A 24,179-nucleotide genomic window follows, 5' to 3' on the forward strand; every position below is an offset into this window, starting at 1 on the left:
TTAAAGTTTAATGTTTTTGAAAAATTTTGAAATCAAAAACTTCATTAAAATTTGCATTTACTATTTCCTGTATTTCTTTGACAGAAACTCCTTTGTATTTTGCAGCCAATTCATAAACTGCTTCAATTCCTTCTTGAACCGTATCTGTTTCCAGAAAAAATCGATTATTGGGAACGCTTTTAAAAACCGATTCCAGTTCCTGATTTAGCAATAAATATTTTCCAAATGAGATATAAAATCCATTGTCCACTAATTGCTTGGCGACTTGTATATTTTTCGAAAATCCATGAATCAAAATTGGAACTGAAATATTCAATTTTTTCTTAATGGCAATCAATTCCTGAAAAGCCGCGACACAATGTATCACAACCGGTTTTTGATATTTTTGTGCCAAAAGCAATTGTCTGTCAAAAACCATTTGTTGCAATTCCATTGGAACTTCGATGCGCTTGTCCAATCCACATTCGCCAACAGCGAGACAATTTACCTCTTGCAATTTACTTTCGATTATAGCCAAGTCAGATTCTATTCGTCCTTCAACGATAAACCACGGATGAATCCCGATGGAATAATAAGGAATTGTTGCATCAAATTCCTGTGGATATTGATTCACTAATTCTAACACATTGGGCTGATTGGTCCATTTATGCGTATGCAGATTAAAGAATTCCATTAGTCGTGAAATTTTTTAACTCCTGCTTTTATTTCGATATCCAAATCATTTTCCAAAGGAACTTTTGGACAAGAATACTTGTGATTATAAGCGCAATATGGATTGTACGATGTATTGAAATCAATCACAATCGTATCTCCTTTTGGGATTTTTAAATCGATATATTTCCCGCCAATATAGCTTTCCTTGCCTGAAGTTAAATCAGAAAACGGTAAAAATAAATAGTCTTTATATTCTTCTTTTTTCGAAAGCTCAATATTCTTGTACACATTCAGCTTTAAATCCTGACCGTCAATTGTAAAAGCAAGTTCCCCATATTTTACATACAATGGTTTTCTGTCTGTTGACGTTTTCATTTCAAAAGGCTTCTCGTTTTCTGTTCTGACAAATGCAGCTGTCACAAAAAACTTCCCGTCAATAGGATAAAAATCAAGTGTTTTGAATTCCGCTAAATCTTCTGCAGTCAAAGGACTTGTCTTTGCATCCGCATATTCTTCGTTCAATTCCGTTTGGAATTTGGCTACAGCCGAAACATCAAATTTTTCTTGGCCAAAGCCTAAATTCAAGTGTAATAAAATAAACAAAGTGAATAGCGTTCTCATATTATTATTTTTATGCAAAAATAGTTTAAAAGTTACTAGGACACAAAGACGCATCGGTACAAAGTTTTCTACCTTTGTGAAATTATAACTTTAGATATGCTCAAAACTGCTTTTCAACGCTACATAAATAATTTCAGAGGATTTACAAGAGAAATTTGGATTCTTACGCTGATTACTTTTATTAATCGTGCCGGTACGATGGTTTTGCCTTTTTTATCCAAATATTTAAAAGAAGATTTGAGTTTTTCCTATGCTCAAGTAGGATGGATTATGGTTGCTTTTGGTTTTGGTTCTATGCTAGGGTCTTGGCTTGGAGGAAAATTATCCGATAAAATAGGTTTTTACAGAATCATGGTTTTCAGTTTATTCACCAGCGGAATATTACTGTTTTTAGTGCAATACATCCGAACATTTTGGGGATTGTGTATTGGAATGTTTGTCATTATGACTGTAGCTGACATGTTTCGTCCCGCCATGTTCGTATCTCTGGGCACGTATGCAAAACCTGAAAACCGTACCAGAGCATTGACTTTAGTTCGACTAGCGGTAAATTTAGGATTTACTGCAGGACCGGCTTTAGGAGGTTTAATCATTATGAATTTAGGCTACAGCGGATTATTTTGGGTAGATGGAAGTTCTTGCATTGTATCTATTTTGATTTTTACATTATTAGTAAAAGAACGTAAAAAACCAGCCGATTTAGACTCTGCAAATAGTGAAACCGAAATACCTGCTTCCGTTTTTAAAGACAAGATATTTTGGATTTTTCTCTTTATCTGCTTTGTAACGGCCATGCTTTTCTTTCAACTTTTCACCACTTTACCCTTATACCACAATGAAAAATTTGGGCTGACTGAATTTCAAAGCGGACTTTTGTTATCCTTGAATGGACTGTTGATTTTCTTTTTGGAAATGCCAATTGTAAGTATCAGCCAAAGAAATAATATCGATAAACTCAAAATTATTCTTTGGGGTTCGCTGTTAATGTCTATTAGTTTCTATGTTTTAATGATTGATGTTTGGGCGGGAATACTAATTGTCAGTATTCTTTTTATCACTTTTGGAGAAATGTTCATCTTCCCTTTCTCTAATTCTTTTGCTTTAAGCAGAGCGCCAAAAGGCCATGAAGGTCGCTATATGGCTTTGTTTACCATGAGTTTCAGCTTAGCACACATTGCAAGTTCTAAAACCGGACTGGAAATTATTGCTGCATTTGGCTACCAAACCAATTGGTTTGTCATGGGAAGTTTAGGAATTCTCTCGGTAGCTGGTTGCATTTGGCTGCAAAAATTAATTAAACTTGAAAATAAATAGTTTCCCAATTTACTTACTTGATTAAAATGTTTTTGTGTTAAAATAAGTTTGACATCAGTACTAAACCTGTTTTTTTAGTTAATTAACTATATTTTTAGTTGTGTAACTAAAAATATAGTTGTAAGTTTGATTCAAATAAAAAAATCATGCAAAAACTGACCAACAAAGAAGAAGAAATAATGCACATTTTATGGAAGCTAAAAAAAGCATTCGTAAAAGAAGTCTTGGCAGAAATCACAGAAGATCAACCTCATTATAATACACTCTCGACTATTGTGCGGAATCTGGAAGAAAAAGGTTTTGTGTCGCACAATGCTTTTGGAAACACGCACCAGTACTATCCTATCGTGAGATTAGAAGATTATAGAAAGCGTTTTATGAGTACAGCCATCGATAATTATTTTGACAGTTCCTATAAAAATATGGTATCGCATTTTGCCAAAGAAGAAAAAATTTCTGCTGCTGAATTACGGGAAATTTTAGCCATGATTGAAAATCAAAAAGAGGAAATATAAACTTTATAGTAACAACACTATTTATGGAAGCATTCTATATTTATCTTATGAAATCCTGTGGATTAATTGCGCTGTTTTATTTGGCTTACCATTTTATGTTGCGAAAAGAAACCTTTTTTGCCAGCAATCGTTGGTTTCTGTTAATGGGTTTATTTACTTCGGTTCTTTTGCCGTTGGTTATTTTTACTAAAATAATATGGGTTGAACCTACTCCTGTAAATTATGATTGGTCATCATTGCCCATAACTACAACTGTAAATGAAGATCATACAGAAGAATATATTTATCTGGGATTAGCAGTGTTGTATTGTATGGGAGTATTGTATCTATTAACTAAATTTGGTATTGATTTTTACAGTTTACAAAAAGTATTTAAAGGAAAAATAATAAAACGTCAAGCGGATTTTAAATTTATAGACTTACAAGACAACCTCGCTCCTTTCTCTTTTTTTAATACTATCGTTTACAATTCGTCTTTGTACAGCAGTTCCGAATTAGAAAATATTCTGGAACACGAAAAAGTACACAGTGAACAAAATCATACTGTTGACGTATTGCTTTCAAGACTCTTTTGCATCCTTTTTTGGTTCAATCCATTTATTTGGTTATATAAAAAAGCAATCTTACAAAACTTGGAATTCATTGCTGACAGCGAAGCTACCAAAAAAATATCTGACAAAAAAGCGTATCAGTTCACGCTTTTAAAAATAACAACACATCAAAATTGTGTTGCCATTACCAATCATTTTTATCAATCATTAATCAAAAAACGAATCGCTATGTTAAACAAAAATCAATCAAAAAAATCGAATTCCTGGAAGTACATTTTAATTCTTCCGGCATTAGTCGCATTTGTGTTTTTATTTCAAATTGAAACCTTTGCACAGGAAAAAAAATCAGAACAAATTAATACGGGACCTTCAAAAACAAATGAAAATTCAGTAGATGTATATAAAATAAATAAAAATACTACTGATGAGGAGCTAAAAGAAAAATCGAGCAATTTAAAAGAAAACTATGCCATAATTGTTACTTTTTCCGGAATCAAAAGAAATTCCAAAAACGAATTGACCGCTATAAAAGTTGATTTAAAAAAGGGAAAAGAAATTGCCCAGAAAATGGAAATAAAAGGAACTCAGGCCATAAATGAATTTGGAATTATAGTATCTAAAAATGATAATGGAATGCTTACTGTAAATTTTGGTTCACAAGAAACAATTAGTAATCAAAAAAATATTCTTATTGCCCCAAATGCACCATCAGTAACTGAAAAAGAAATTTTCATCAATGGTAAAAAAGGAAGTCAGGCGGATTTAGATTCATTAGATGTGAATGTAATTGAGCGAGTTGATGTTAAAAAAGACGACAATACTATTTCAATATGGGTTAAAAATAAAACAACCGATATTCCTGATGATTCAAAAGTGCTTATACACGGAGTTAATATGACCGAATTGAATTTAGAAAAAATTGACCCCATAAATATCAATAATAAACAAACTTCCAAAACAACCAGTACTATTAAAATAGTTACCCAAAAAAAGATTGACGTACCAGATGAAACTGAAATTTATATTGATGGCATAAAATCAAACAAAACGGAATTAGATAAAATAAATCCAGACATGATTGAACGAATGGATGTGAATAAATCCAACACGTATAAAAATACAATTAAAATAATCACTAAAAAAGAAAAATAATAACTCCCATAAATATCCAAAAAAGACGGTTCTAATCAAGACCGTCTTTTTTTATATCTTTGTCCAAAACAAAACTGTATGTATAAAATCTTGGCACAAATCAACAAAGTCATTTTACCTAGTTTCACCAAACAGCAATTGGATTTGGCTAAAGCCAAGAAATGGCAGATGGCAATTATTGGTTTTAGATATTACGTAACCACACGTGCATTAGATTAATATGTAATAGCTGCAAAAATTTCATTCCCTTTTATTTTCGCCCTTCCATTCAAGAAAGCTAATTCCATCAAGAAATTGCATTGTACGATTTCGCCACCCAATCTTTCGACCAATTCACATACAGCTTTAGCTGTTCCTCCGGTTGCCAAAACATCATCGTGAATCAGAATTCGGTCTCCTTTTTGAATCGCATCGATATGAATTTCCAAAGTATCTGTTCCATATTCCAAATCATACGTCGCTGAAATGGTTTCGTAAGGCAACTTATTTGGTTTTCGAACCGGAATAAAACCAACATTTAATTCTTGTGCAATCAACATTCCAAAGAAAAACCCTCGACTTTCCACTCCTATTACCTTGTCAATTTTTTTATCAGCAAGCGAAGAAACCAATATATTCAGGCATTTTTTCCTTGCTTCGGGGTCAATTAACAAGGGAGTAATGTCTTTAAACAAAATTCCTTCTTTAGGAAATCCCTGAATATCACGTATATAATTCTTTAGTAGCATATTTTTTTATTTTTTTATAAATTTAGACTTGCAAATTACACAATTATACCTATATTTGCACCCGCAATAAGGCGCTTTAAAAAACCCTTCAATAGCGAAAAAGGCCTTGTGGCGCAACTGAATAGCGCACTTGATTACGGCTCAAGAGGTTACTGGTTTGAATCCAGTCAAGGTCACAAAACCCCAACAAAAGTTGGGGTTTTTTTATGGTTATATCCCAGTATTCTTGCTACATTTCCATTAGTACTGCCAATTTAAAAAAAAGTAAGTCAAAAAACAAATACGATTCCTTTTTCAGATGATAGATACGCAATCCAAACATATAAATAGTAATTTTACAGCATAAATAGATAAATCTATGTTATTTCTAATCTTAAGTATTATTTGTAGTGTGACCGTGGGCGTGATATTTAAAGTCGCTCGTAAATATACCATTAGCCACACCCAAATAGTCGCTTGGAATTATGTGTTTGCATGTATGCTTTGCTATGTGTCATTCAGTCCAGATTTAAATACAGTTGAAACTACAGCGCCATGGTGGCTTTATATAACTATTGGAATTTCATTACCTTCTATTTTCCTTTTTTTAGCTGCATCCATTAAACACATGGGAATAGTAAAAACCGATACTGCCCAACGACTCTCTTTATTCATTCCTATTCTAGCGGCTTGGCTACTTTTCAAAGAACAATTCAGTATTCTGAAAATTTCTGCTTTCGTATTGGCAATACCGGCACTGTTGCTTATTCTTACTAAAAATACCGAAAACACTAAAAATAAATGGGGTTATCCAGCGGTAGTTTTGATTGGCTTTGGAGTTATAGATATTCTCTTCAAACAAATTGCCACTTATACCAGTTTGCCTTACACTACTTCATTATTTGTAATTTTAGGAATAGCGATGACCATAATGATTACTGTGGTTGCTTATGAAGTAGTTTTCAAAAAAGTGACAGTAAAGATCCATAACATTATTTTTGGGGGTTTGGTGGGTATTTTTAATTTTGGAAATATTCTTTTCTACCTTAAAGCACATCAGGAATTTTCAAAAAGTCCTTCAACCGTTTTTGCGGGTATGAATATGGGTGTGATTATTATGGGTAGTCTTGTAGGTGTTTTAATTTTTAAAGAAAAACTGAGTAGAATGAATTTTATAGGGCTGTTTCTGGCTTTAATAGCAATTGTTTTAATCGTACTCTCACAACATTAAAACAAGATTTACAAAGCTTAAATCACATTCATCAATCTTCTTTTAGGATATTGCAAACCTATCAAACAGCCAGTAAACCAATATATGTCTTGAGCTTAATGAACTAATTTTGGAAGCAATACCTCTTTTTAATAGTTAACTAAAAAGCACAAAAAAACCGTCACGTTTTTAACGAGACGGTTGATTGTATAAATATATATTTTTAAATTTCTACACCATTTAACTTACTGTTTTTACGACTAAAGCTAAAATAGATTACTAAACCAATTAAAAGCCAAACCCCAAAATAAATCCAGTTCCAAACGCTAAGCTCTGCCATCATATACAAACAACAAATTAAGCCTAATAATGGAATTAAAGATAAATTTTCTTTGTATGACCAAACCGTTAATCCAACTAAAACAATTAGGAAAATCCACATTGGGATTTTGTGTTTAAATAAACCAAAACCACTTTCATATTTAACAGAATCTGCAATTGGCAAGCCAGCAATTACTGTAGCGTATTTTGCATCATCTTGTTGGTATTGGCTTAACAAATTTTCTAAATCCGGCGTTTCAGTCGTACTGTTTTTAGCATCAACAGTTACTAAATAGTCGTATACTTTTTGAGTTTCTTCTTTATTTAACGATGTGATTATATCCGCAGAATTATTGATTTGAGTTTCATTGGTAATGAAATCCATAGTCGCTTTCTTATTGTATCCAAAAGCAAATACCAATCCGATAATAAGCAAAACCGGCATAATAAATTTTGAATTCACATAAGGTGTTTTGAACTTTCCTCGTGGAATATCAGTCTTGTTTTGCAAAGCCAAAACTCCAGCACAAACCAATACAAAAGCAAATAAAGTTCCAATACTACACAAATCCGTAACCAATGTTAAGTTCAAAAACAAAGCTGGAACAGCAACCACAAAACCAGTAACAATAGTCGCGTAAGAAGGCGTTTTATATTTTGGATGTACTTTTGAGAAACGCTTTGGCAACAATCCATCACGACTCATACTCATCCAAATACGCGGTTGTCCCATTTGAAAAACCAGTAAAACACTGGCCATAGCCACTACTGCACTAACTGCAATAATTCCCGACATCCATTTTAGGTCTAATTTTTCAAATACAAAAGCTAATGGATCACCTACATTCAATAAGTCATAACTAACCATTCCTGTTAACACTAACGCTATTGCAATATATAAAATAGTACATATAATGATAGCCCACATCATTCCTCTTGGTAAATCACGTTGCGGATCCTTACATTCTTCAGCTGTTGTTGAAATAGCATCAAAACCGATATAAGCAAAAAATACTGCTGAAACTCCTTTCAAAACGCCTGTAACTCCATTAGGTGCAAATGGATCCCAATTAGCGGTATCTACATAGAAAACACCTACAGCAATTACTAAAAGAACGATACATAATTTTACCACAACCATGATATTACTTGCATTTCGGGATTCTTTCATTCCACGGTAAATCAATGCCGTGATTAAAACGATAATTAATAATGCAGGAAGATCTGCTACAAAATGAAACGAACCAATAACTGGTGAAGTTGTCCATGCCGTGTAAGCATCTTGCAAAGCAGGACTTAAGTTGGCATACTCTTTTCCTCCTTGCATTAGTGCTGTGGCATCATCAAATCCTCTGGAAGCGGATAAGAAATCCATCTGAACCCATTGAGGCAAATGAAGGCCACCGCTCTCTAGTAAACCTGTAAAATAATCACTCCAAGATATAGCAACTGTTATATTACCTACAGAGTATTCCATTATCAATGCCCAACCAATAATCCAAGCTATAATTTCACCAAAAGCAACATACGAGTACGTATAAGCACTTCCTGAAACGGGAACCATCGAGGCGAATTCAGCATAAGCAAAAGCAGCAAAACTGCATGCTATAGCAGTAAACAAGAAAAGAAAGATAACTGCAGGACCTCCATCAGCACTCGCTTTTCCAATGGTACTAAAAATACCTGCTCCTACAATTGCCGCAATACCAAAGGCTGTCAAATCTCGCGCTGTCAAATGTTTGCCTAAAGCATTATGTCCATCTGCATCCCTTTTTTCAACCTGTTTTAAAATATCTTGTACTGTTTTCTTTCTGAATAAACCCTTTAATGCCATATTGTAAATTTTATCATTAAAAATTAATATACTGTAAATTATATGCTCTTATCTTAAAAATAATGCAGATTATCTTGAAAAATCAAAAGTATAAAACAAATTGAACTAATAAAGTTTCTCGAGCTTTTTTTTTATATTATTTTTCAAAAAAGACAAAATGATTTTTTTTATTATTTTAAAAAGTCAAATCTAATACAATTCAATCAATAAAAGAAAAATCACTTAAACGGACAGAGAACTACTATTCCTTCTAGAATTCATTTCAAGCTGAAAATTATTTCACACAACTTCTTAAAATTGTCACCGGATGCAAAGCCTTTCTACTTGTTCCGTCAAAAATTTGGTGGCGACAACTCGTGCCGGCTGCTGCAATAGCCGTCGTCGGTTCAGTTGCTCTAATTTTTGGAAATAAAGTGTCTTCACCCATTTGCATACTGATTTCATAATGTTCTTTTTCATATCCAAAAGAACCTGCCATTCCACAACAACCCGAATTGTAAATAGTAACCGAACTGTTTTTCGGTACATTTAACATTGTAAAAGTCGCCTCCATGGTACTCAATGACTTTTGGTGGCAATGTCCGTGAATTTTTATTGTTTTTTCCTCCTCAGAAAATTGTTCTGCATGAATTTTACCTTTTGTAATCTCATTTTTGAAAAACTCTTCAATCGTAAATACATTTTTGGCTAATTTTTTAGCACTTTCTGTATCATCCGCCAATCGAATGTATTCGTCCCTAAAGGTCAATATCGCCGAAGGTTCTATTCCTATCAAAGGAAAATCAGCCGTAATATAATTCGAAAAAACAGCAACATTTATATTCGCAATTGCTTTTGCTTCTTCGAGAAAACCTTTCGAAATAAAAGCTCTTCCACTTTCTTCATGATCCACCAGAATCACTTCATATCCTAATGCTGTCAATAGCTCATACGCATCAATTCCAACTGAAACATCATAGAAATTAGTAAATTCATCACAAAACAAACATACTTTGCCGTTTACAAAAGAATCACTTGGCGCCTGATTCCAATTTTTCTCGTACCATTTTCGAAATGTCTTTGGAGCCAAAAGCGGTACTTCTCTTTTAGGAGCAATTCCCATGCTCTTTTTCACCAAAGGCAAATTCACCATAAAATTCGTAAACTTTGGAGTGATACTTCCCAGACCATTAAGTTTCGCATTAAAAGCAAACACTTTATTGCGCCATGAAAACCCATTTGCTTTTTGGTATTGGTATAAAAACTCTGATTTTAAAGCTGCCACATCCACATTACTGGGACATTCGCTGGCGCAAGCTTTACAACTTACACACAATTCAAATACTTTATACAATTCTTCGTGGTCAAACTTATTGTCTTTCTCTGAATGCGTCAGATATTCCCTCAGCGCATTGGCTCTGGCGCGAGTGGTGTCTTTTTCATTTCGGGTAGCGCGGTAACTTGGGCACAAAGTCCCGCCTGCCGAAGGTAATTTTCTACAATCTCCAGAACCATTACATTTTTCCGCAGCGCGCAAAATTCCCATGCTATCCGAGAAATCCTGAATCGTTTGTATTTCCGGTTCCACTCTACCCGCTTCCACCCGAAGATTCTCATCCATTTTGAAAGCGTTTACAACTTTACCTACATTCAAAATGGTGTTGGGATCAAAAGCATGTTTGATTCTTTTCAATAATTCATAATTCTTATCTCCTATCATAAAGGGCAAAAACTCGCCTCGTACAATTCCGTCTCCATGCTCCCCACTCAGCGAACCTCTATACTTTTTCACCAAAATAGCCACTTCGGTTGCGATGTTTCTAAATTGATGTAATCCTTCTTTTGTTTTTAAGTTTAAAACTGGTCGCAAGTGAATTTCTCCGGCGCCGGCATGTGCATAATATATGGCACTTTGTCCGTGACGCTCCATCATAGCGGAGAATTCGGCAATGTAATTCGGCAAATCACTCAACTCAACAGCGGTGTCCTCAATAGAATCAGCGGCTTTATCATCACCGACTATACTTCCTAAAAGTCCGAGACCTGCTTTTCGTAACTCATTTATTTTATCAATATCTGCACCATAAATTTTTGGTAAAGCATACCCAAAATTATTTCGTTCCAAATCAGCAATCAAATCATTAGCTTGTGATTCAGCATCTTCCAGACTGTTATGCGATGCCACTTCGAGCATAATAACTGCTTTTGGTTCGCCTTGAATAAAAAATCTGTTTTTGGCTTGCTCTCGGTTGGTTTTGGTACAATTCAATATCGTGTCATCCATCATTTCACAGGTGTACAAATGATGTTTCATCGCAGTAACTACAGCTTCCAAACTTTCCTGAATGGTATGAAAATGAGCCACTACCATCACATTATATATTGGCGGTACATGATCCACTTTCAACGTGATTTCGGTGGTAAAAGCTAACGTTCCTTCGCTTCCGCAAAGGAGTTTTCCTAAATTTATAGTGTTTTCGGTTCCTCCAAAAAGTTCCGATTTCAATAATAAATCAATTGCGTATCCGGTATTTCTTCTATGAATTTCAGGTTTCGGGAATTCTTTTATAATCTCTTTTTGGTTTTCTATATTCGAAAGCTCCTCATAAATAGTCTTGTAAATCGAACTTTCGAGCGTGTTTCCTTTTGTTTTTTCAATGAATTCAGCAGAAGTTATTTCTTTAAATACTGTCGAAGTCCCATCACTCAAAACCGCTTTGATTTCCACTATTTTATCTCGGGTAACTCCATAGCGTATCGATGTGGTTCCCGAGGAATTATTACCTACCATTCCTCCTATCATACAGCGATTTGAGGTCGAAGTATTGGGTCCAAAAAATAATCCGTGTTCTTTTAAATATAAATTCAGTTCGTCCCGAATTACTCCCGGCTGCACGGTAACCGTTTTTTTTACGGAATCAAAAGTGATAATCTTGATAAAATGTTTCGACACATCTACAATTATTCCGTTACCTACTGTTTGACCTGCCAGTGAAGTTCCTGCAGTTCTGGGCGTAATTGAAATCTTATTTTTTGCTGCAAAGCGAATAATTTTGACAATATCATCCTCGGTTTTTGGAATCGCTACAGCAACTGGCATAATTCGATACGCGGAAGCGTCTGTGGCATACAATGTTTTATGGAGATCATCATATAAAAGTGTTCCTTTTAATGACTGAGATAATTCTTGTAATTGAGGCGTGATTGACATTTAGTGGAGTAAATTGCTGTTATTTTCACAAATATAAATATATACCTTATTATAAGTTAAAAAATCAAATAAGAAAAATTTAAAATATTTAAATCCATTATTGTTTGTCAGAAAGTGCATTCAAACCACTTCTTGAAAAATTGGCAAAGAAATTGCGCTGCTAAAATAAGTCAAATTTTAAAACCATTTTAACTGGTAAATTTCACTAAAAAAACTATTTTTGAATACTTTATAAACATGACTATAATGAAAAATTACAAGCACACCCTTTTGCTTATTACGTTCCTTTTACTTTCTTTTTGGAATGGTAATGCACAAGCATTGGCTACAAATCCAAAAAATGAATTTAGAGCCGTTTGGATTGCTACCGTGGTAAATATTGACTGGCCAAAAACCAGTACTGATAATGTTGCCAAACAAAAAGCAGATTATATTGAAATTTTAGACGCTTATAAAAAACTAAATTATAACGCTGTAATTGTACAAATTAGAAGCGTTGGCGATGCTTTTTATCCAACCGAATTAGCACCATGGTCTCGTTTTTTGACCGGAAAAGAAGGCCAGGCTCCAAAACCTTACTTTGACACATTAGCTTGGATGATTGCTGAAACTCATGCCAGAGGTTTTGAGTTTCATGCTTGGATGAATCCGTATAGAGCTACAATGGATTACAACACGTCGCTTTTGAGTCCGCAACATGATTTTTTCAAGCATCCAGATTGGATGATTAAATATGGCGGTAAATATTATTACAATCCGGCATTACCCGAAGTTCAGAACCATTTACTAGCTATTGTAGAGGAAGTTGTGGAAAAATACGATATTGATGCGATACATTTTGATGATTATTTTTATCCGTACAGAATAAAAGGAGAATTATTTAATGATACTGCTTCGTTTAATAAATATGGAAATGGTCTAAGTATTGAAGATTGGAGACGTTCAAATGTGAATAATTTTGTACGATGTGTTTCCCTTTCGATAAAAAACATAAAACCTTGGGTACAATTTGGCATCAGCCCATTTGGAGTATGGAGAAATAAATCAGTGGATCCTAGAGGTTCTGAAACGGAAGCGGGACAAACAAATTACGATGATTTATTTGCCGATCCGTTAGCGTGGATGCAAAACAAATGGATTGATTACCTAGTTCCACAATTGTATTGGAGCATGGATCACCCTAAGGCTTCTTATTCAAAATTATTGCGTTGGTGGTCTGAAAACTCAACGAATACGGCCGTTTACATTGGAAACGGAACCTATAAAATTAATGCGGATTCTGATAAAAGATGGAATAATCCACAAGAAATTCCGAATCAAATAGACATCACCAGATCCTACAAGAACATTCAGGGAAATGCTTTTTTTAGTGCCAAATCATTTTTGAATAAAAATCAAAGTGTGACTAAATTACTAACAGAAAACCAATACAAATATCCTGCTCTTCCTACTGTAGTACCTAGTTCCGTAAAAAAAATGGCTATCGTACCTACAGCAAATAATATTTTGATAGATCCAATTTCATCTAGATTTAATGTTACATATCCTTTGTTCAGTAAAGTGCGTTATGTGATAGTTTATGGCGCTAAATTCAATTCAAAAATTAATGTCAACGATCCAAGTCAAATTATTGATAAAATAGCATTTAAAGACGATAGTGATACTGTTGAAGTTGTGATTCCAACTTACAAATTAGACAAAAATACAACCTGCGCGATTACATTCATTGATTTTTATGGTAATGAAAGTGACCCAACTTTAGTGAACTTTACGCTATAAAATTTAATCGAATATAATTTGCCTTTCATGAAAACAGACAATAGACCTTGGTATTGGATTCCAGTTTTAAACTTTGCTTCCGGCTTACCGTATGCCATTATTATTTCGGTATCAGTAATCATGTATAAAAACCTCGGAATCAACAATGAAGACATTGGAATTTATACAAGTTTACTGTATTTACCTTGGGTAATTAAACCGTTGTGGAGCCCATTTATTGATCTCTATTCGACTAAGAGAAAGTGGTTTATAAGCATGCAATTGCTCATTTCCCTCGCTTTTTTGATTGTGGGCTTAACGATTCCATTGAGTAATTTTTTCGTTATCAGTTTAGCTGTTTTTTGGGTTGCCGCATTTGCTTCCGCTTCTAATGATGTGGCGAGTGATGGATTTTATATGTTAGCTTTAGAAAAAGACCAACAATCCTTTTTCCTTGGAATTAGAAGTACTTTTTATAGACTTTCCATGCTCACCGGAAATGGATTAATCGTGGTTATTGCCGGTTATTTAGAGCAAGAATATGGCGATAAACAAAAAGCTTGGTCGTATACAATGGTAGTTGTGGGTATTATTATGACTGTAATTACAATTTACAATTATTTTTCTACTCCAAAAATAGAAGGAAAAATAGCAGAAACGAAAAAAGAATCAGTTCCAAATAAGAGTTTCGGAGCTGTATTTGCTACTTTTTTTCAAAAGAAACAAATTGGTTTAGTTTTGGCTTTCATTCTGTTATTCAGATTAGGGGAATCGCAATTATTAAAAATGCTGACTCCTTTCTTAATAGATCCAATAACAGCAGGCGGAATGGGTTTAACCACACAGGATGTTGGTGTAATCTATGGGACTTTTGGTGTGATTTCGCTTACTATTGGTGGAATTTTAGGCGGTATTGTCATTTCTAGAGATGGATTAGGAAAATGGATGTTACCCATGATTTTAGCGATGCACTTACCCATAATAGGATTCATTTTACTGTCCTATTTTCACCCTGGTTCCGTTTTCTATATTTATGCAACAGTAATCGCGGAACAATTTGGTTACGGTTTTGGTTTTGCCGCTTTCATGATGTATTTAATTTATGTGGCTGATGGCGAATCAAAAACGTCTCACTACTCTATCGCAACCGGATTTATGGCTTTGGGAATGATGCTTCCGGGAATGCTGAGTGGTTATATTCAGGAATATCTTGGGTATGGAAATTTCTTTATTTGGGTGTTTTTGGCAACCATTCCAGGATTAATTTTATCCAGATTCTTGATTTTCCCAGCCGATTTTGGTAAGAAAACCAAATGATATAATAGCACACGGATAACACGGATTTACTTCGTAAAGACACGAATAAAAAACAGATCCTTAAAGATTAAAATTTAAACAAATACAAAAAGCACTTTGGTTAAACCAATAAAAACAGTTTTAAAAAATCCGTTTTTATCTGCGTTTTCGTGATAGCGAATCCATTTTATCTGCGTACCATAAAAGCATAAAATTCTAACTAATGACATTAGAACAAAAAATAGGACAATTTTTCTTTCCTGCCGTTTTCATCAATGATACCGAAGAAAATATTCAGGCTACAGAACGATTAATCAAAGAGCACAATATAGGCGGATTGACTTTTTTTCATAGTCGAGCCAGCGCAGCAACCAATTATGAAACCAAGAAAAAAATAGTATTAAATGATGATAGTTTTCAACGTTTAAAGGAACTCATCATCAGGTATCAAAATTGTGCTACAACTCCATTATTAATGAGTATTGATGCCGAATGGGGATTAGCAATGCGCGTCGAAAAAACACCTCAATATCCATATGCAATTACCCTTGGTGCTTTGCCTGACAGCGAAAAACATTTGGTGTACGAAGTGGGGAAACAAATAGGTCTAGACTTAAAATCCGTTGGGATTCATTATAATTTAGCTCCCTTAGCGGACATTAATAATAACCCAAATAATCCTGTAATTGGGTACCGTTCATTTGGTCAAAACAAAGAAAAAGTAGCTGATTTTGCCTTGGAATATCTCAAAGGAATGAATGATGTCGGGATTTTGGGTTGTCTGAAACATTTTCCCGGACACGGAAATACAAATGTCGATTCACATTTAGGATTACCCGTTTTAAAAGAAACTCTCGAAGAATTACTAGCCAATGAATTAGTTCCATTTATAAAAGGAATCGAGAATAATGTCGATTCAATTATGATTGGTCATTTGGCGGTTCCTGCTCTGAACGATGGAAAAGATACTTCGGCAACCTTGTCAAAATCCGTTATCGAAACGCTTTTGCGAAAGCAATTAGGTTATGATGGATTAGTGATTTCGGATGCATTGAACATGCATAGCGTTTCTAAATTATACGATCAAAAAGGACAATTGGAATGGGAAGCTTTTAATGCTGGAAATGATGTATTATGCTTTGCTAAAAATGTTCCTGAAGGAATTCAGGAAATCCTAAAAAATGCAACTCCAGAGCGAATTGAAGCCAGTTTTCAACGCATCTGGAAATGCAAACAAAAAGCAAGAATCATAGACGGAAATCTTAGCTTGCCAAACCTCTCAGAAAATGATTTTGATTTTGAAACTACGTCGAAATTAAACCTGAAAATTGCTCAAAACTGCATTACAAAAATCAAAGACAATCACAATACAGTAACCGTTTTTGATGCAAAAAATAGAGAAGATCTTGCTAAAATCAGTATTTACAAAAACACTGATAATGTATTTTTTAAAAGCTTGACTCATGCTTTGACTTCACCTGAATTTAGTTATGAAACAGACGGTGAATCCGTACTGAATGAATTAGAAAAAAATTTAAATAGATTTGACACGCTAGTCATTTCTTTATTTGTTCCAAAGGCAAAACCTTTAAATAATTTTGATATTGAAGACTCCGTACTTCAATTTTTAGGCAACGTATTGACCACCAAAAAATGTGTTTTGTATGTTTTTGGAAATCCGTATGCACTACAAGTTATCCCAAATCTGGAGCATGCATTGGGAATTATAGAAATTTATCAAGATTTTCCAGAATTTCAAGAAGCCGCTGCACAGCAACTTTTGGAAAATACAAAATGCGAAGGAACTCTACCTGTAGTGGTTAACTACTTGTAATTAATAGTTTAAATCGTTTAAAAATCACAGCATAGTAATTCCCTATTTTGAAATAAGTATTTATAATCAAATACTATTCAAATTAATCTTTTGTATACCTACTTTTGCACCATCAAAAAAATAACTAAAAAAGTAAATAAAATGTCATTAGTAGGTAAAAAATTTCCAAGTATTGCAGTAGACGCTATCTCTGAAATGGGTGATAATTTAAAAATCAACATTTTCGAAGAAGCTGTAAATAATAACAAAAAAGTACTTTTATTTTGGTACCCAAAAGATTTTACATTCGTTTGCCCAACTGAATTGCATGCTTTTCAAGCTGCTTTACCAGAATTCGAAAAAAGAAATACAATTGTTATAGGTGCTTCTTGTGATACTAACGAAGTACATTTTGCGTGGTTAAATACGCCAAAAAACAACGGTGGAATTGAAGGTGTTACTTACCCAATTCTTGCTGATACTAACAGAAACTTATCTAACATCTTAGGAATTCTTGATATCGATTCAACTGAATATTCTGAAGAAACTGATTCTATTATTATTGAAGGTTCTAATGTGACTTTTAGAGCGACTTACCTAATTGACGAAACTGGAAAAATTTTCCACGAAAGTGTTAACGATATGCCACTTGGTCGTAACGTAAACGAGTATTTACGTATGGTTGATGCATACACACACATTCAAGAAAAAGGAGAAGTTTGTCCTGCAAACTGGGAAGCTGGAAAAGAAGCTATGAGTGCAGACAGAATCAGTACTGCTGAATACTTAAGCTTAAACTAATTCAATAACAATGTCAATTGCAATACCAAATTTCAATTAAAATATTGAATATTGTCATTGCAATTGCATTTTTAAATTTAAAAATATGTTAATCGAATTAACCGAAGATACGTTACAGGATTTAATTGCAAAAGACGAAAAAGTAGTTGTTCAATTTTCGGCATCATGGTGCGGAAATTGCCGAATTATGAAGCCAAAATTCAAAAAATTAGCTTCAGAAAACGAAACAATCACTTTTGCTCTTGTTGATGCTGAGAATTTCCCGGAATCCAGAAAATTAGCAAATGTTAGTAATTTACCAACTTTTGCCACTTTTGTAAATGGAAAACTGGTAAACGAAACACAAACAAATAAACAAGAAGTGTTAATTGAATTAGTGAACGAAATAGTTTAATGATTTCTTAGTTTAAAGTTTAAAGTTACCTGACTTTATAAATAAATTTAAGGTAACAGCAGTTCAAAACCTTAAACTTTTAAAACATTAAACTTGAAACTTTAAAAAAATATGAAATTACCTGTAATTAAGCATTTAACGCAGTTTATAGAAGAGAATGATGAAGATTACATCATAGAAACAATCGAAGTTCTGGAAGCAATGACTGAAATTTCATCATTGAAAGATGAAGAATTAGATGTTATTGGGGAATTAATTTCTAATATGTATGGCGCTTTAGAAGTCAATAAGCTGGTAAAAACCGGAACTGATAAAAAAGAAGCTTTAAACACATTCATGAAACGTGTTATGGGTTCCATCGATAAATAAAAAAAAATAATTCAATATTTCTAAAACGCACTCCGCAACGAGTGCGTTTTTTTATTCAACAAACTAAAAACACATTGAAATCTTGTGGTTGATAATTTGAACCAAAATGGTAAACTTATCACGACATTTGAGGACAAATTCTTAAATAATTTTCATACTTTTGAACCTCATTAAAAAACAAACATTATGGCTTCAATTACATTAGGTGGAAATCCAATACACACTTCAGGAGAATTACCAAAAGTAGGTACAAAAATTGCTGATTTTAAATTAGTTAAAACAGATCTTTCTGTAGCTTCATTAAGTGATTTTGCAGGTAAAAAATTAGTTTTAAATATTTTTCCAAGTGTTGACACCGGAACGTGTGCAGCATCTGTTCGTAAATTTAATGAAAGTGCCAGTACTTTAGAAAATACAACAGTTTTATGTGTTTCAAGAGATTTACCTTTTGCACAAAAACGTTTTTGTGGAGCTGAAGGACTTGAAAATGTTGTCAATTTATCTGATTTTCTAGAAGGAAGTTTTGGTAAAGCAAATGGTTTAGAAATTACTGACGGACCGTTGGCCGGATTACATTCAAGAGTTATTATTGTTGTTGATGAAAACGGAATAATCACGCATACAGAACAAGTTGCTGAAATTGCAGATGAACCAAACTACGAAGCTGCATTAGCGGTACTTTAATCACATCTTGATGGAGTTTCAAAAAGATAATACTTTCTTTACCGGAAGATTAAAAAGCGTTTCTTACGCTTTTAAAGGTGCCGTAAAATTAATTACTACAGAACACAGCATTATGGTACAATTTTCAATAGGAATATTGATTACCATTGCTGGGTTTTATTTTGGCATTTCTAAAACAGAATGGCTTTTTCAAACTTTAGCCATTGGTTTGGTCATGAGTATTGAAGGTTTAAATACAGCAATTGAAAAAGTAGCTGATTTTATTCATCCTAATTATCATGAAAGAATTGGATTCATCAAAGATATTGCAGCAGGGGCAGTATTTTTTGCAGCTTTAACAGCAATAGCAATCGGTTTAATCATATATATCCCAATATTACTTTAGATATTATTATAATCCAGAATGGCAAAAATAAAAAAAACAGCTCCTTTAGATAAAAAGAACGACGCTAAAGCCGAGGGAAATAATCCATTAAAAATTACTAAACAACACAAAATTGTTTTTGGTTCTCTTTTGGTATTGTTTTCAATAGCTTTATTATTTGCGTTTATTTCCTTTTTCATTTATGGACAACAAGATCAAAGCGCTGTTAGAGAATTAACTAACAGAGCTGAAATAGTTCACAATTGGTTGGGGAAATTTGGTGCGTTTTTAGCTGATTTACTTATTTATAAAGGTTTTGGAATTGCTGCATTTATTTTTGTGCGCTTATTTTTCCTTACCGGAATATACATGGTTCTTGGTATTGCTTTAGCAAAGCTCAAGAACATTTGGTTTTGGGATTTATTCGTAATCATTATCTTATCCGTTTTATTTGGATTTTTTGCTACTTCAGCGCCTGAATTAGGAGGAACTGTTGGATATGAATTGAATCTATTCCTGCAGGACTACATTGGAAAAACAGGAACATTATTGATTTTACTATTCGGACTAATCATTTATATAATTTTTAAAATCAAACTTTCTCCAGAGAGTATTCAGTCCTTTTTTGATACTACTAAAAAAGAAATGAAAGCAGTTCCAATCACCAATCCAGTTAATAATGGAAAAAGTGGTTATAATCTGGAAGAATTTGCTGTTGTTGAAGACGAGCTGGACGATATTCATTTAAAAACAAATGGATCACAATTCGAAATTAACAAAGAAGCGTTGAAGCCAACCATCAGTAATTCATCTGACATCAATAGAGATCCTGTTGCAAAACCGCTTGCCATGCAGGTTACACCGGTTGCAACTCCAGAAGTTATTTCAAATGCTGATGAATCTTTTGTAATAGAAACAGCTCCGGAAGAAGATATTATAGAGGAAAATCTAGCTTCAAGATTAGTCGCTGATTTTGGATTATTCGACCCAACTTTGGATTTATCCAATTATAAATTTCCTACGATCGATTTATTAAAAGAATATTCGACTGGCGGAATTACAATCAATCAAGAAGAATTAGAAGAAAATAAAAACCGAATTGTTGATACGCTTCGCAATTACAAAATAGAAATTGCACAAATAAAAGCGACCGTAGGACCATCGGTAACGTTATATGAAATTGTACCCGAAGCGGGAATTCGTATTTCAAAAATCAAGAGTTTAGAAGATGATATTGCATTGTCACTTTCGGCATTAGGAATTCGTATCATCGCTCCTATTCCGGGAAAAGGAACAATAGGAATCGAGGTTCCGAATAAGAATCCAACGATGGTTTCGATGAAAAGTGTTATTGGCTCTGCCAAATTTCAGGAAGCTGAAATGGAATTACCAATCGCTCTTGGAAAAACAATTTCGAACGAAACATTTGTCGTGGATTTAGCTAAAATGCCTCACTTATTGATGGCGGGAGCTACAGGACAAGGAAAATCTGTTGGTTTAAACGCCGTGCTGACTTCTCTTTTGTACAAAAAACATCCAGCCGAAGTGAAGTTTGTTTTGGTTGACCCTAAGAAAGTTGAATTGACCCTTTTTAACAAAATAGAAAGACATTATTTAGCGAAACTTCCAGATATGGATGACGCTATTATTACCGATAATGCAAAAGTTGTCAACACTTTGAATTCGCTTTGTGTGGAAATGGACAATCGTTATTCTTTATTGAAAGATGCGATGGTGCGTAACATCAAAGAATACAATGATAAATTTAAGGCTCGAAAGTTAAATCCTGAAAACGGACACCGATTTTTACCTTACATCGTTCTTGTTGTCGATGAGTTTGCCGATTTGATTATGACTGCCGGTAAAGAAGTCGAAGTTCCTATCGCCCGTTTAGCACAATTGGCACGAGCCATTGGAATTCACTTGATTATAGCCACACAAAGACCATCGGTAAATGTAATTACAGGTTTAATAAAAGCCAATTTCCCTGCGAGAATAGCTTTTAGAGTGACCTCAAAAATTGATTCAAGAACTATTCTGGATACTCAGGGTGCAGATCAATTGATAGGACGTGGTGATATGCTTTATACTAACGGTAATGATGTCGTGCGTGTACAATGTGCCTTTATCGATACTCCCGAAGTGGAGAAAATCACTGATTTTATAGGTTCTCAAAAAGCGTATGCAACAGCTTATTTACTTCCTGAGTTCGTTGGGGAGGAAAGTGGCATTAATCTTGATATGGATATCTCCGATAGAGATACTTTGTTTAGAGAAGCCGCCGAAATCATTGTAAATGCACAACAAGGTTCAGCTTCATTGTTACAAAGAAAACTAAAATTAGGCTACAACAGAGCAGGTCGATTGATTGATCAACTCGAAGCTGCAGGAATTGTAGGCCCTTTTGAAGGAAGTAAAGCACGAAGTGTAAACATTCTGGACATGAGTTCTCTTGATCAATTTTTCAACAATGAACAAAACAATTAATACCATGAAATCAAAAATTCAAGAATCTAAAAAAAACAATACAGAAAGTATGGGCAAAAAATTTCTTTTAATTGCAGCATTATTATTTTTTAGTTTCTCAATACAAGCACAAGACAAAAAAGCAAAAGAACTTCTAGATCAAGTTACCGCTAAAGTTAAAAGTTACAATACAATCGTAATCGATTTCAAGTATTCTTTAAATAACGCTAAAGAAAACATCAATCAAGACAGTAAAGGAAATGTAACCATGAAAGGAAATCAATATGTATTGAATTTTATGGGAGTGACTAAAATTTTTGATGGTAAAAAGACATATACTATTGTTCCAGAAGATGAGGAGATTACTATTTCTAAAGTTAACGAAAAAGATGATAATGCGATTACTCCTTCGAAAATGTTAACCTTTTTCAATACGGGATATAAATACAATATGGATATTTTACAAAACGTAAAAGGCCGAAAAATTCAGTATATAAAATTAGTTCCTACCAATTCAAAAGATCAGAGAAAAGAAGTATTACTTGGGATTGATATCCAAACAAAACACATCTATAACTTAATAGAACTGGGTAAAAAAGGTACAAAAACAACATTAACGGTTAATTCTTTCAAAACCAACCAACCTTTGTCAAAAAATCAATTTACATTTGCGGAAAGTAAATATCCAAATTACTACATCAACAAATTAGATTAATTTATTAGGTGAAAATTCTTGACAAATACTTATTAAAAACATTCTTGACTACATTTGCTACGGTATTTGTAATCCTATTTTTCATTTTTATACTTCAAACAGTCTGGTTATTCATATCTGAATTGGCGGGTAAAGATTTAGACTTATTAATGATTATTAAATTCTTGGCATTTTCTATGCCTCGAATTGTACCATTGGTATTACCGCTTTCTATACTATTGGCCTCCATAATGACTTTTGGTAATTTGGCTGAGAATTATGAATTTGCAGCAATGAAATCTTCGGGGATATCATTGCAAAGAGCAATGAGAAGTTTGACAGTATTCATCGTTTTATTAAGTATTGTTGCTTTTTTCTTTTCGAATAATGTGATTCCGTATGCTGAATACAAATTCATCAATTTCAGAAAAAACATTGCACAGGTAAAACCGGCATTGGCTATAGCCGAAGGTCAGTTTAATGATGTGGGTTTTTACAACATTAAGGTAAATAAAAAATCCGGCGAACAAGGCAATATTCTTACCGGTGTGACAATTCACAAAAAATCTAAAATTGGTGACGGAAGTAAAACCGTAATTAAAGCAAAAGATGGGGAATTAATCAGTAGTGAACAATCCAGTATTTTACAATTAGTATTAAACGACGGATATTACTATGAGGATATTGTTCCTAAAAAATATGAAGATCGCAGTAAAATGCCTTTTGCTAAAAGTTCCTTTAAAAAACAAATCATCAACATCGATTTATCTGAATTAAACAAGACCGATGTAACAGATGAAAGTGTAGCAAATACGAACACAATGCTGACTGTTAATGAATTGAACTATACCTTGGATTCATTAAACAAGAACATGAAAAATGATATTATTTCATTTTCTGAAAACAGCAATATGCGAGTTGGTATTCCTGTAAATAAAAAACTGGAGAAAGCAACAAAAAGAAAACCGCTTCCTAAAGATATTCTGTCATTATATACAGTACAACAAAAATCAGATATTTTAAAAATAGCAGTTAGTAATCTTGCCAGCACAACCTACTCCATCGATACCACTAAATCCGAATTAGACAATAAACAAAAGAATATCAACAAACATTTATTAGCGTTTTACGATAAATTTGTAATTGTATTTGCTTGTTTTCTAATGTTTTTCATTGGAGCACCATTAGGAGCAATCATCAGAAAAGGTGGTTTAGGGCTTCCAATTGTTTTTGCAATTTTAATCTTTATAACATTTCACTTTATAAATACTTTTGGAAAAAGAATTGCACAGGAAAACGGAATGACTCCTTTTATGGGAGCTTGGTTATCCTCCTTTATCCTGACTCCATTAGCGGTTCTATTAACATACAGAGCCACTAACGATATTGGATTAATAAATATGGACGTAATTCTGGCTCCATTCCAAAAAATAATTAAAAAAATACTACCATCACAAAATTAACAACACAA

At 33.6% G+C, this 24,179-nt stretch carries 21 protein-coding genes and 1 tRNA gene; 17 read left to right on the plus strand and 5 right to left on the minus strand.

All coding sequences use genetic code 11. The features are described from left to right. Window positions 1-7: 7 nt before the first annotated feature. Entirely contained in the window at window positions 8-673 is a 666-nt protein-coding gene (locus ACNQF8_RS13090) for a TatD family hydrolase (protein ID WP_417953707.1), read from the minus strand. After that, entirely contained in the window at window positions 673-1,275 is a 603-nt protein-coding gene (locus ACNQF8_RS13095; RefSeq protein WP_417953708.1) for a DUF1684 domain-containing protein, read from the minus strand. Before ACNQF8_RS13095 ends, ACNQF8_RS13090 begins: the two co-directional genes overlap by 1 nt. Window positions 1,276-1,371: 96 nt before the next feature. Here ACNQF8_RS13095 and ACNQF8_RS13100 point away from each other — a divergent pair, with 96 nt between their 5' ends. The 4 genes from ACNQF8_RS13100 (at window position 1,372) to ACNQF8_RS13115 (ending at window position 5,026) form a co-directional block, all read left to right on the plus strand. Beyond that, window positions 1,372-2,589: an MDR family MFS transporter gene (locus ACNQF8_RS13100; protein ID WP_417953709.1), complete on the plus strand. Its 1,218-nt coding sequence runs from the start codon at window positions 1,372-1,374 to the stop codon at window positions 2,587-2,589. A gap of 146 nt (window positions 2,590-2,735) precedes the next feature. Continuing rightward, window positions 2,736-3,104, plus strand: a complete 369-nt coding sequence (locus ACNQF8_RS13105) for a BlaI/MecI/CopY family transcriptional regulator (RefSeq protein ID WP_417951542.1) — start codon at window positions 2,736-2,738, stop codon at window positions 3,102-3,104. Window positions 3,105-3,127: 23 nt separating this feature from the next. After that, a complete protein-coding gene (locus ACNQF8_RS13110) occupies window positions 3,128-4,807 on the plus strand; it encodes a M56 family metallopeptidase (RefSeq protein WP_417953710.1) in 1,680 nt (559 codons plus the stop codon). Between the two features lie 78 nt (window positions 4,808-4,885). Next, window positions 4,886-5,026, plus strand: coding sequence for an SsrA-binding protein (locus ACNQF8_RS13115; RefSeq protein WP_417953711.1), 141 nt, complete (start codon window positions 4,886-4,888; stop codon window positions 5,024-5,026). Here ACNQF8_RS13115 and ACNQF8_RS13120 read toward each other — a convergent pair. Continuing rightward, the gene (locus ACNQF8_RS13120) at window positions 5,023-5,535 is read right to left on the minus strand and encodes an adenine phosphoribosyltransferase (RefSeq protein ID WP_417951539.1); all 513 of its coding nucleotides are present in this window, start codon (window positions 5,533-5,535) and stop codon (window positions 5,023-5,025) included. The two genes, ACNQF8_RS13115 and ACNQF8_RS13120, sit on opposite strands and share 4 nt — an antisense overlap. Window positions 5,536-5,637: 102 nt before the next feature. Between ACNQF8_RS13120 and ACNQF8_RS13125 the strand changes: the two genes are divergently transcribed. Then, window positions 5,638-5,711 (plus strand) — tRNA-Arg (locus tag ACNQF8_RS13125). 182 nt (window positions 5,712-5,893) lie between these two features. Next, a complete protein-coding gene (locus ACNQF8_RS13130) occupies window positions 5,894-6,745 on the plus strand; it encodes an EamA family transporter (RefSeq protein WP_417953712.1) in 852 nt (283 codons plus the stop codon). Window positions 6,746-6,947: 202 nt separating this feature from the next. Here ACNQF8_RS13130 and ACNQF8_RS13135 read toward each other — a convergent pair whose 3' ends face one another. Together ACNQF8_RS13135 and ACNQF8_RS13140 are read right to left on the minus strand one after the other, a co-directional pair. Next, window positions 6,948-8,879: an amino acid permease gene (locus tag ACNQF8_RS13135; RefSeq protein WP_417953713.1), complete on the minus strand. Its 1,932-nt coding sequence runs from the start codon at window positions 8,877-8,879 to the stop codon at window positions 6,948-6,950. Window positions 8,880-9,153: 274 nt separating this feature from the next. Further along, a complete protein-coding gene (locus ACNQF8_RS13140) occupies window positions 9,154-12,069 on the minus strand; it encodes an FAD-binding and (Fe-S)-binding domain-containing protein (RefSeq protein ID WP_417953714.1) in 2,916 nt (971 codons plus the stop codon). 246 nt (window positions 12,070-12,315) lie between these two features. Between ACNQF8_RS13140 and ACNQF8_RS13145 the strand changes: the two genes are divergently transcribed. From ACNQF8_RS13145 to ACNQF8_RS13195, 11 genes are all read left to right on the plus strand, one after another. Continuing rightward, window positions 12,316-13,848: a glycoside hydrolase family 10-like protein gene (locus ACNQF8_RS13145; protein WP_417953715.1), complete on the plus strand. Its 1,533-nt coding sequence runs from the start codon at window positions 12,316-12,318 to the stop codon at window positions 13,846-13,848. Between the two features lie 27 nt (window positions 13,849-13,875). After that, window positions 13,876-15,144, plus strand: coding sequence for an MFS transporter (locus ACNQF8_RS13150; protein WP_417953716.1), 1,269 nt, complete (start codon window positions 13,876-13,878; stop codon window positions 15,142-15,144). Between the two features lie 202 nt (window positions 15,145-15,346). Continuing rightward, on the plus strand, window positions 15,347-16,957 hold the full coding sequence (locus ACNQF8_RS13155) for a glycoside hydrolase family 3 protein (RefSeq protein ID WP_417953717.1): 1,611 nt from the start codon (window positions 15,347-15,349) through the stop codon (window positions 16,955-16,957). A gap of 141 nt (window positions 16,958-17,098) precedes the next feature. After that, window positions 17,099-17,737, plus strand: a complete 639-nt coding sequence (locus tag ACNQF8_RS13160) for a peroxiredoxin (RefSeq protein WP_338645011.1) — start codon at window positions 17,099-17,101, stop codon at window positions 17,735-17,737. An 85-nt stretch (window positions 17,738-17,822) separates the two neighbouring features. Beyond that, a complete protein-coding gene (locus ACNQF8_RS13165) occupies window positions 17,823-18,131 on the plus strand; it encodes a thioredoxin family protein (RefSeq protein WP_091172170.1) in 309 nt (102 codons plus the stop codon). A 111-nt stretch (window positions 18,132-18,242) separates the two neighbouring features. Then, window positions 18,243-18,500 (plus strand): DUF6952 family protein, encoded by a 258-nt coding sequence (locus tag ACNQF8_RS13170; protein ID WP_315212094.1) that lies wholly within the window; start codon window positions 18,243-18,245, stop codon window positions 18,498-18,500. Window positions 18,501-18,686: 186 nt separating this feature from the next. After that, the gene (tpx, locus tag ACNQF8_RS13175; protein WP_417953718.1) at window positions 18,687-19,184 is read left to right on the plus strand and encodes a thiol peroxidase; all 498 of its coding nucleotides are present in this window, start codon (window positions 18,687-18,689) and stop codon (window positions 19,182-19,184) included. Window positions 19,185-19,194: 10 nt separating this feature from the next. After that, window positions 19,195-19,569 (plus strand): diacylglycerol kinase family protein, encoded by a 375-nt coding sequence (locus tag ACNQF8_RS13180; RefSeq protein ID WP_282712649.1) that lies wholly within the window; start codon window positions 19,195-19,197, stop codon window positions 19,567-19,569. A gap of 18 nt (window positions 19,570-19,587) precedes the next feature. Next, window positions 19,588-22,035 carry a DNA translocase FtsK gene (locus ACNQF8_RS13185; protein ID WP_315212088.1) on the plus strand — a complete coding sequence of 816 codons (2,448 nt, stop codon included), beginning with the start codon at window positions 19,588-19,590 and terminating at the stop codon, window positions 22,033-22,035. Between the two features lie 49 nt (window positions 22,036-22,084). Next, window positions 22,085-22,729 carry an outer membrane lipoprotein periplasmic chaperone LolA1 gene (gene lolA1 / locus ACNQF8_RS13190; protein WP_470303435.1) on the plus strand — a complete coding sequence of 215 codons (645 nt, stop codon included), beginning with the start codon at window positions 22,085-22,087 and terminating at the stop codon, window positions 22,727-22,729. 8 nt (window positions 22,730-22,737) lie between these two features. Beyond that, window positions 22,738-24,171, plus strand: coding sequence for an LptF/LptG family permease (locus ACNQF8_RS13195; RefSeq protein WP_417953719.1), 1,434 nt, complete (start codon window positions 22,738-22,740; stop codon window positions 24,169-24,171). Window positions 24,172-24,179: the final 8 nt, after the last annotated feature.

The sequence above is a fragment of the Flavobacterium labens genome (assembly GCF_048286755.1).
Lineage (GTDB): Bacteria > Bacteroidota > Bacteroidia > Flavobacteriales > Flavobacteriaceae > Flavobacterium.

Bases quoted from the DNA above. Each gene is read 5' to 3' on its own strand.
- ACNQF8_RS13095 (WP_417953708.1), bottom strand. From the start codon at position 1,275: ATGAGAACGCTATTCACTTTGTTTATTTTATTACACTTGAATTTAGGC.
- ACNQF8_RS13090 (WP_417953707.1), bottom strand. From the start codon at position 673: ATGGAATTCTTTAATCTGCATACGCATAAATGGACCAATCAGCCCAAT.
- ACNQF8_RS13130 (WP_417953712.1), top strand. From the start codon at position 5,894: ATGTTATTTCTAATCTTAAGTATTATTTGTAGTGTGACCGTGGGCGTG.
- ACNQF8_RS13180 (WP_282712649.1), top strand. From the start codon at position 19,195: ATGGAGTTTCAAAAAGATAATACTTTCTTTACCGGAAGATTAAAAAGC.
- ACNQF8_RS13165 (WP_091172170.1), top strand. From the start codon at position 17,823: ATGTTAATCGAATTAACCGAAGATACGTTACAGGATTTAATTGCAAAA.
- ACNQF8_RS13155 (WP_417953717.1), top strand. From the start codon at position 15,347: ATGACATTAGAACAAAAAATAGGACAATTTTTCTTTCCTGCCGTTTTC.
- ACNQF8_RS13160 (WP_338645011.1), top strand. From the start codon at position 17,099: ATGTCATTAGTAGGTAAAAAATTTCCAAGTATTGCAGTAGACGCTATC.
- ACNQF8_RS13120 (WP_417951539.1), bottom strand. From the start codon at position 5,535: ATGCTACTAAAGAATTATATACGTGATATTCAGGGATTTCCTAAAGAA.
- lolA1 (WP_470303435.1), top strand. From the start codon at position 22,085: ATGGGCAAAAAATTTCTTTTAATTGCAGCATTATTATTTTTTAGTTTC.
- tpx (WP_417953718.1), top strand. From the start codon at position 18,687: ATGGCTTCAATTACATTAGGTGGAAATCCAATACACACTTCAGGAGAA.
- ACNQF8_RS13100 (WP_417953709.1), top strand. From the start codon at position 1,372: ATGCTCAAAACTGCTTTTCAACGCTACATAAATAATTTCAGAGGATTT.
- ACNQF8_RS13110 (WP_417953710.1), top strand. From the start codon at position 3,128: ATGGAAGCATTCTATATTTATCTTATGAAATCCTGTGGATTAATTGCG.
- ACNQF8_RS13185 (WP_315212088.1), top strand. From the start codon at position 19,588: ATGGCAAAAATAAAAAAAACAGCTCCTTTAGATAAAAAGAACGACGCT.
- ACNQF8_RS13150 (WP_417953716.1), top strand. From the start codon at position 13,876: ATGAAAACAGACAATAGACCTTGGTATTGGATTCCAGTTTTAAACTTT.
- ACNQF8_RS13135 (WP_417953713.1), bottom strand. From the start codon at position 8,879: ATGGCATTAAAGGGTTTATTCAGAAAGAAAACAGTACAAGATATTTTA.
- ACNQF8_RS13140 (WP_417953714.1), bottom strand. From the start codon at position 12,069: ATGTCAATCACGCCTCAATTACAAGAATTATCTCAGTCATTAAAAGGA.
- ACNQF8_RS13115 (WP_417953711.1), top strand. From the start codon at position 4,886: ATGTATAAAATCTTGGCACAAATCAACAAAGTCATTTTACCTAGTTTC.
- ACNQF8_RS13105 (WP_417951542.1), top strand. From the start codon at position 2,736: ATGCAAAAACTGACCAACAAAGAAGAAGAAATAATGCACATTTTATGG.
- ACNQF8_RS13170 (WP_315212094.1), top strand. From the start codon at position 18,243: ATGAAATTACCTGTAATTAAGCATTTAACGCAGTTTATAGAAGAGAAT.
- ACNQF8_RS13145 (WP_417953715.1), top strand. From the start codon at position 12,316: ATGAAAAATTACAAGCACACCCTTTTGCTTATTACGTTCCTTTTACTT.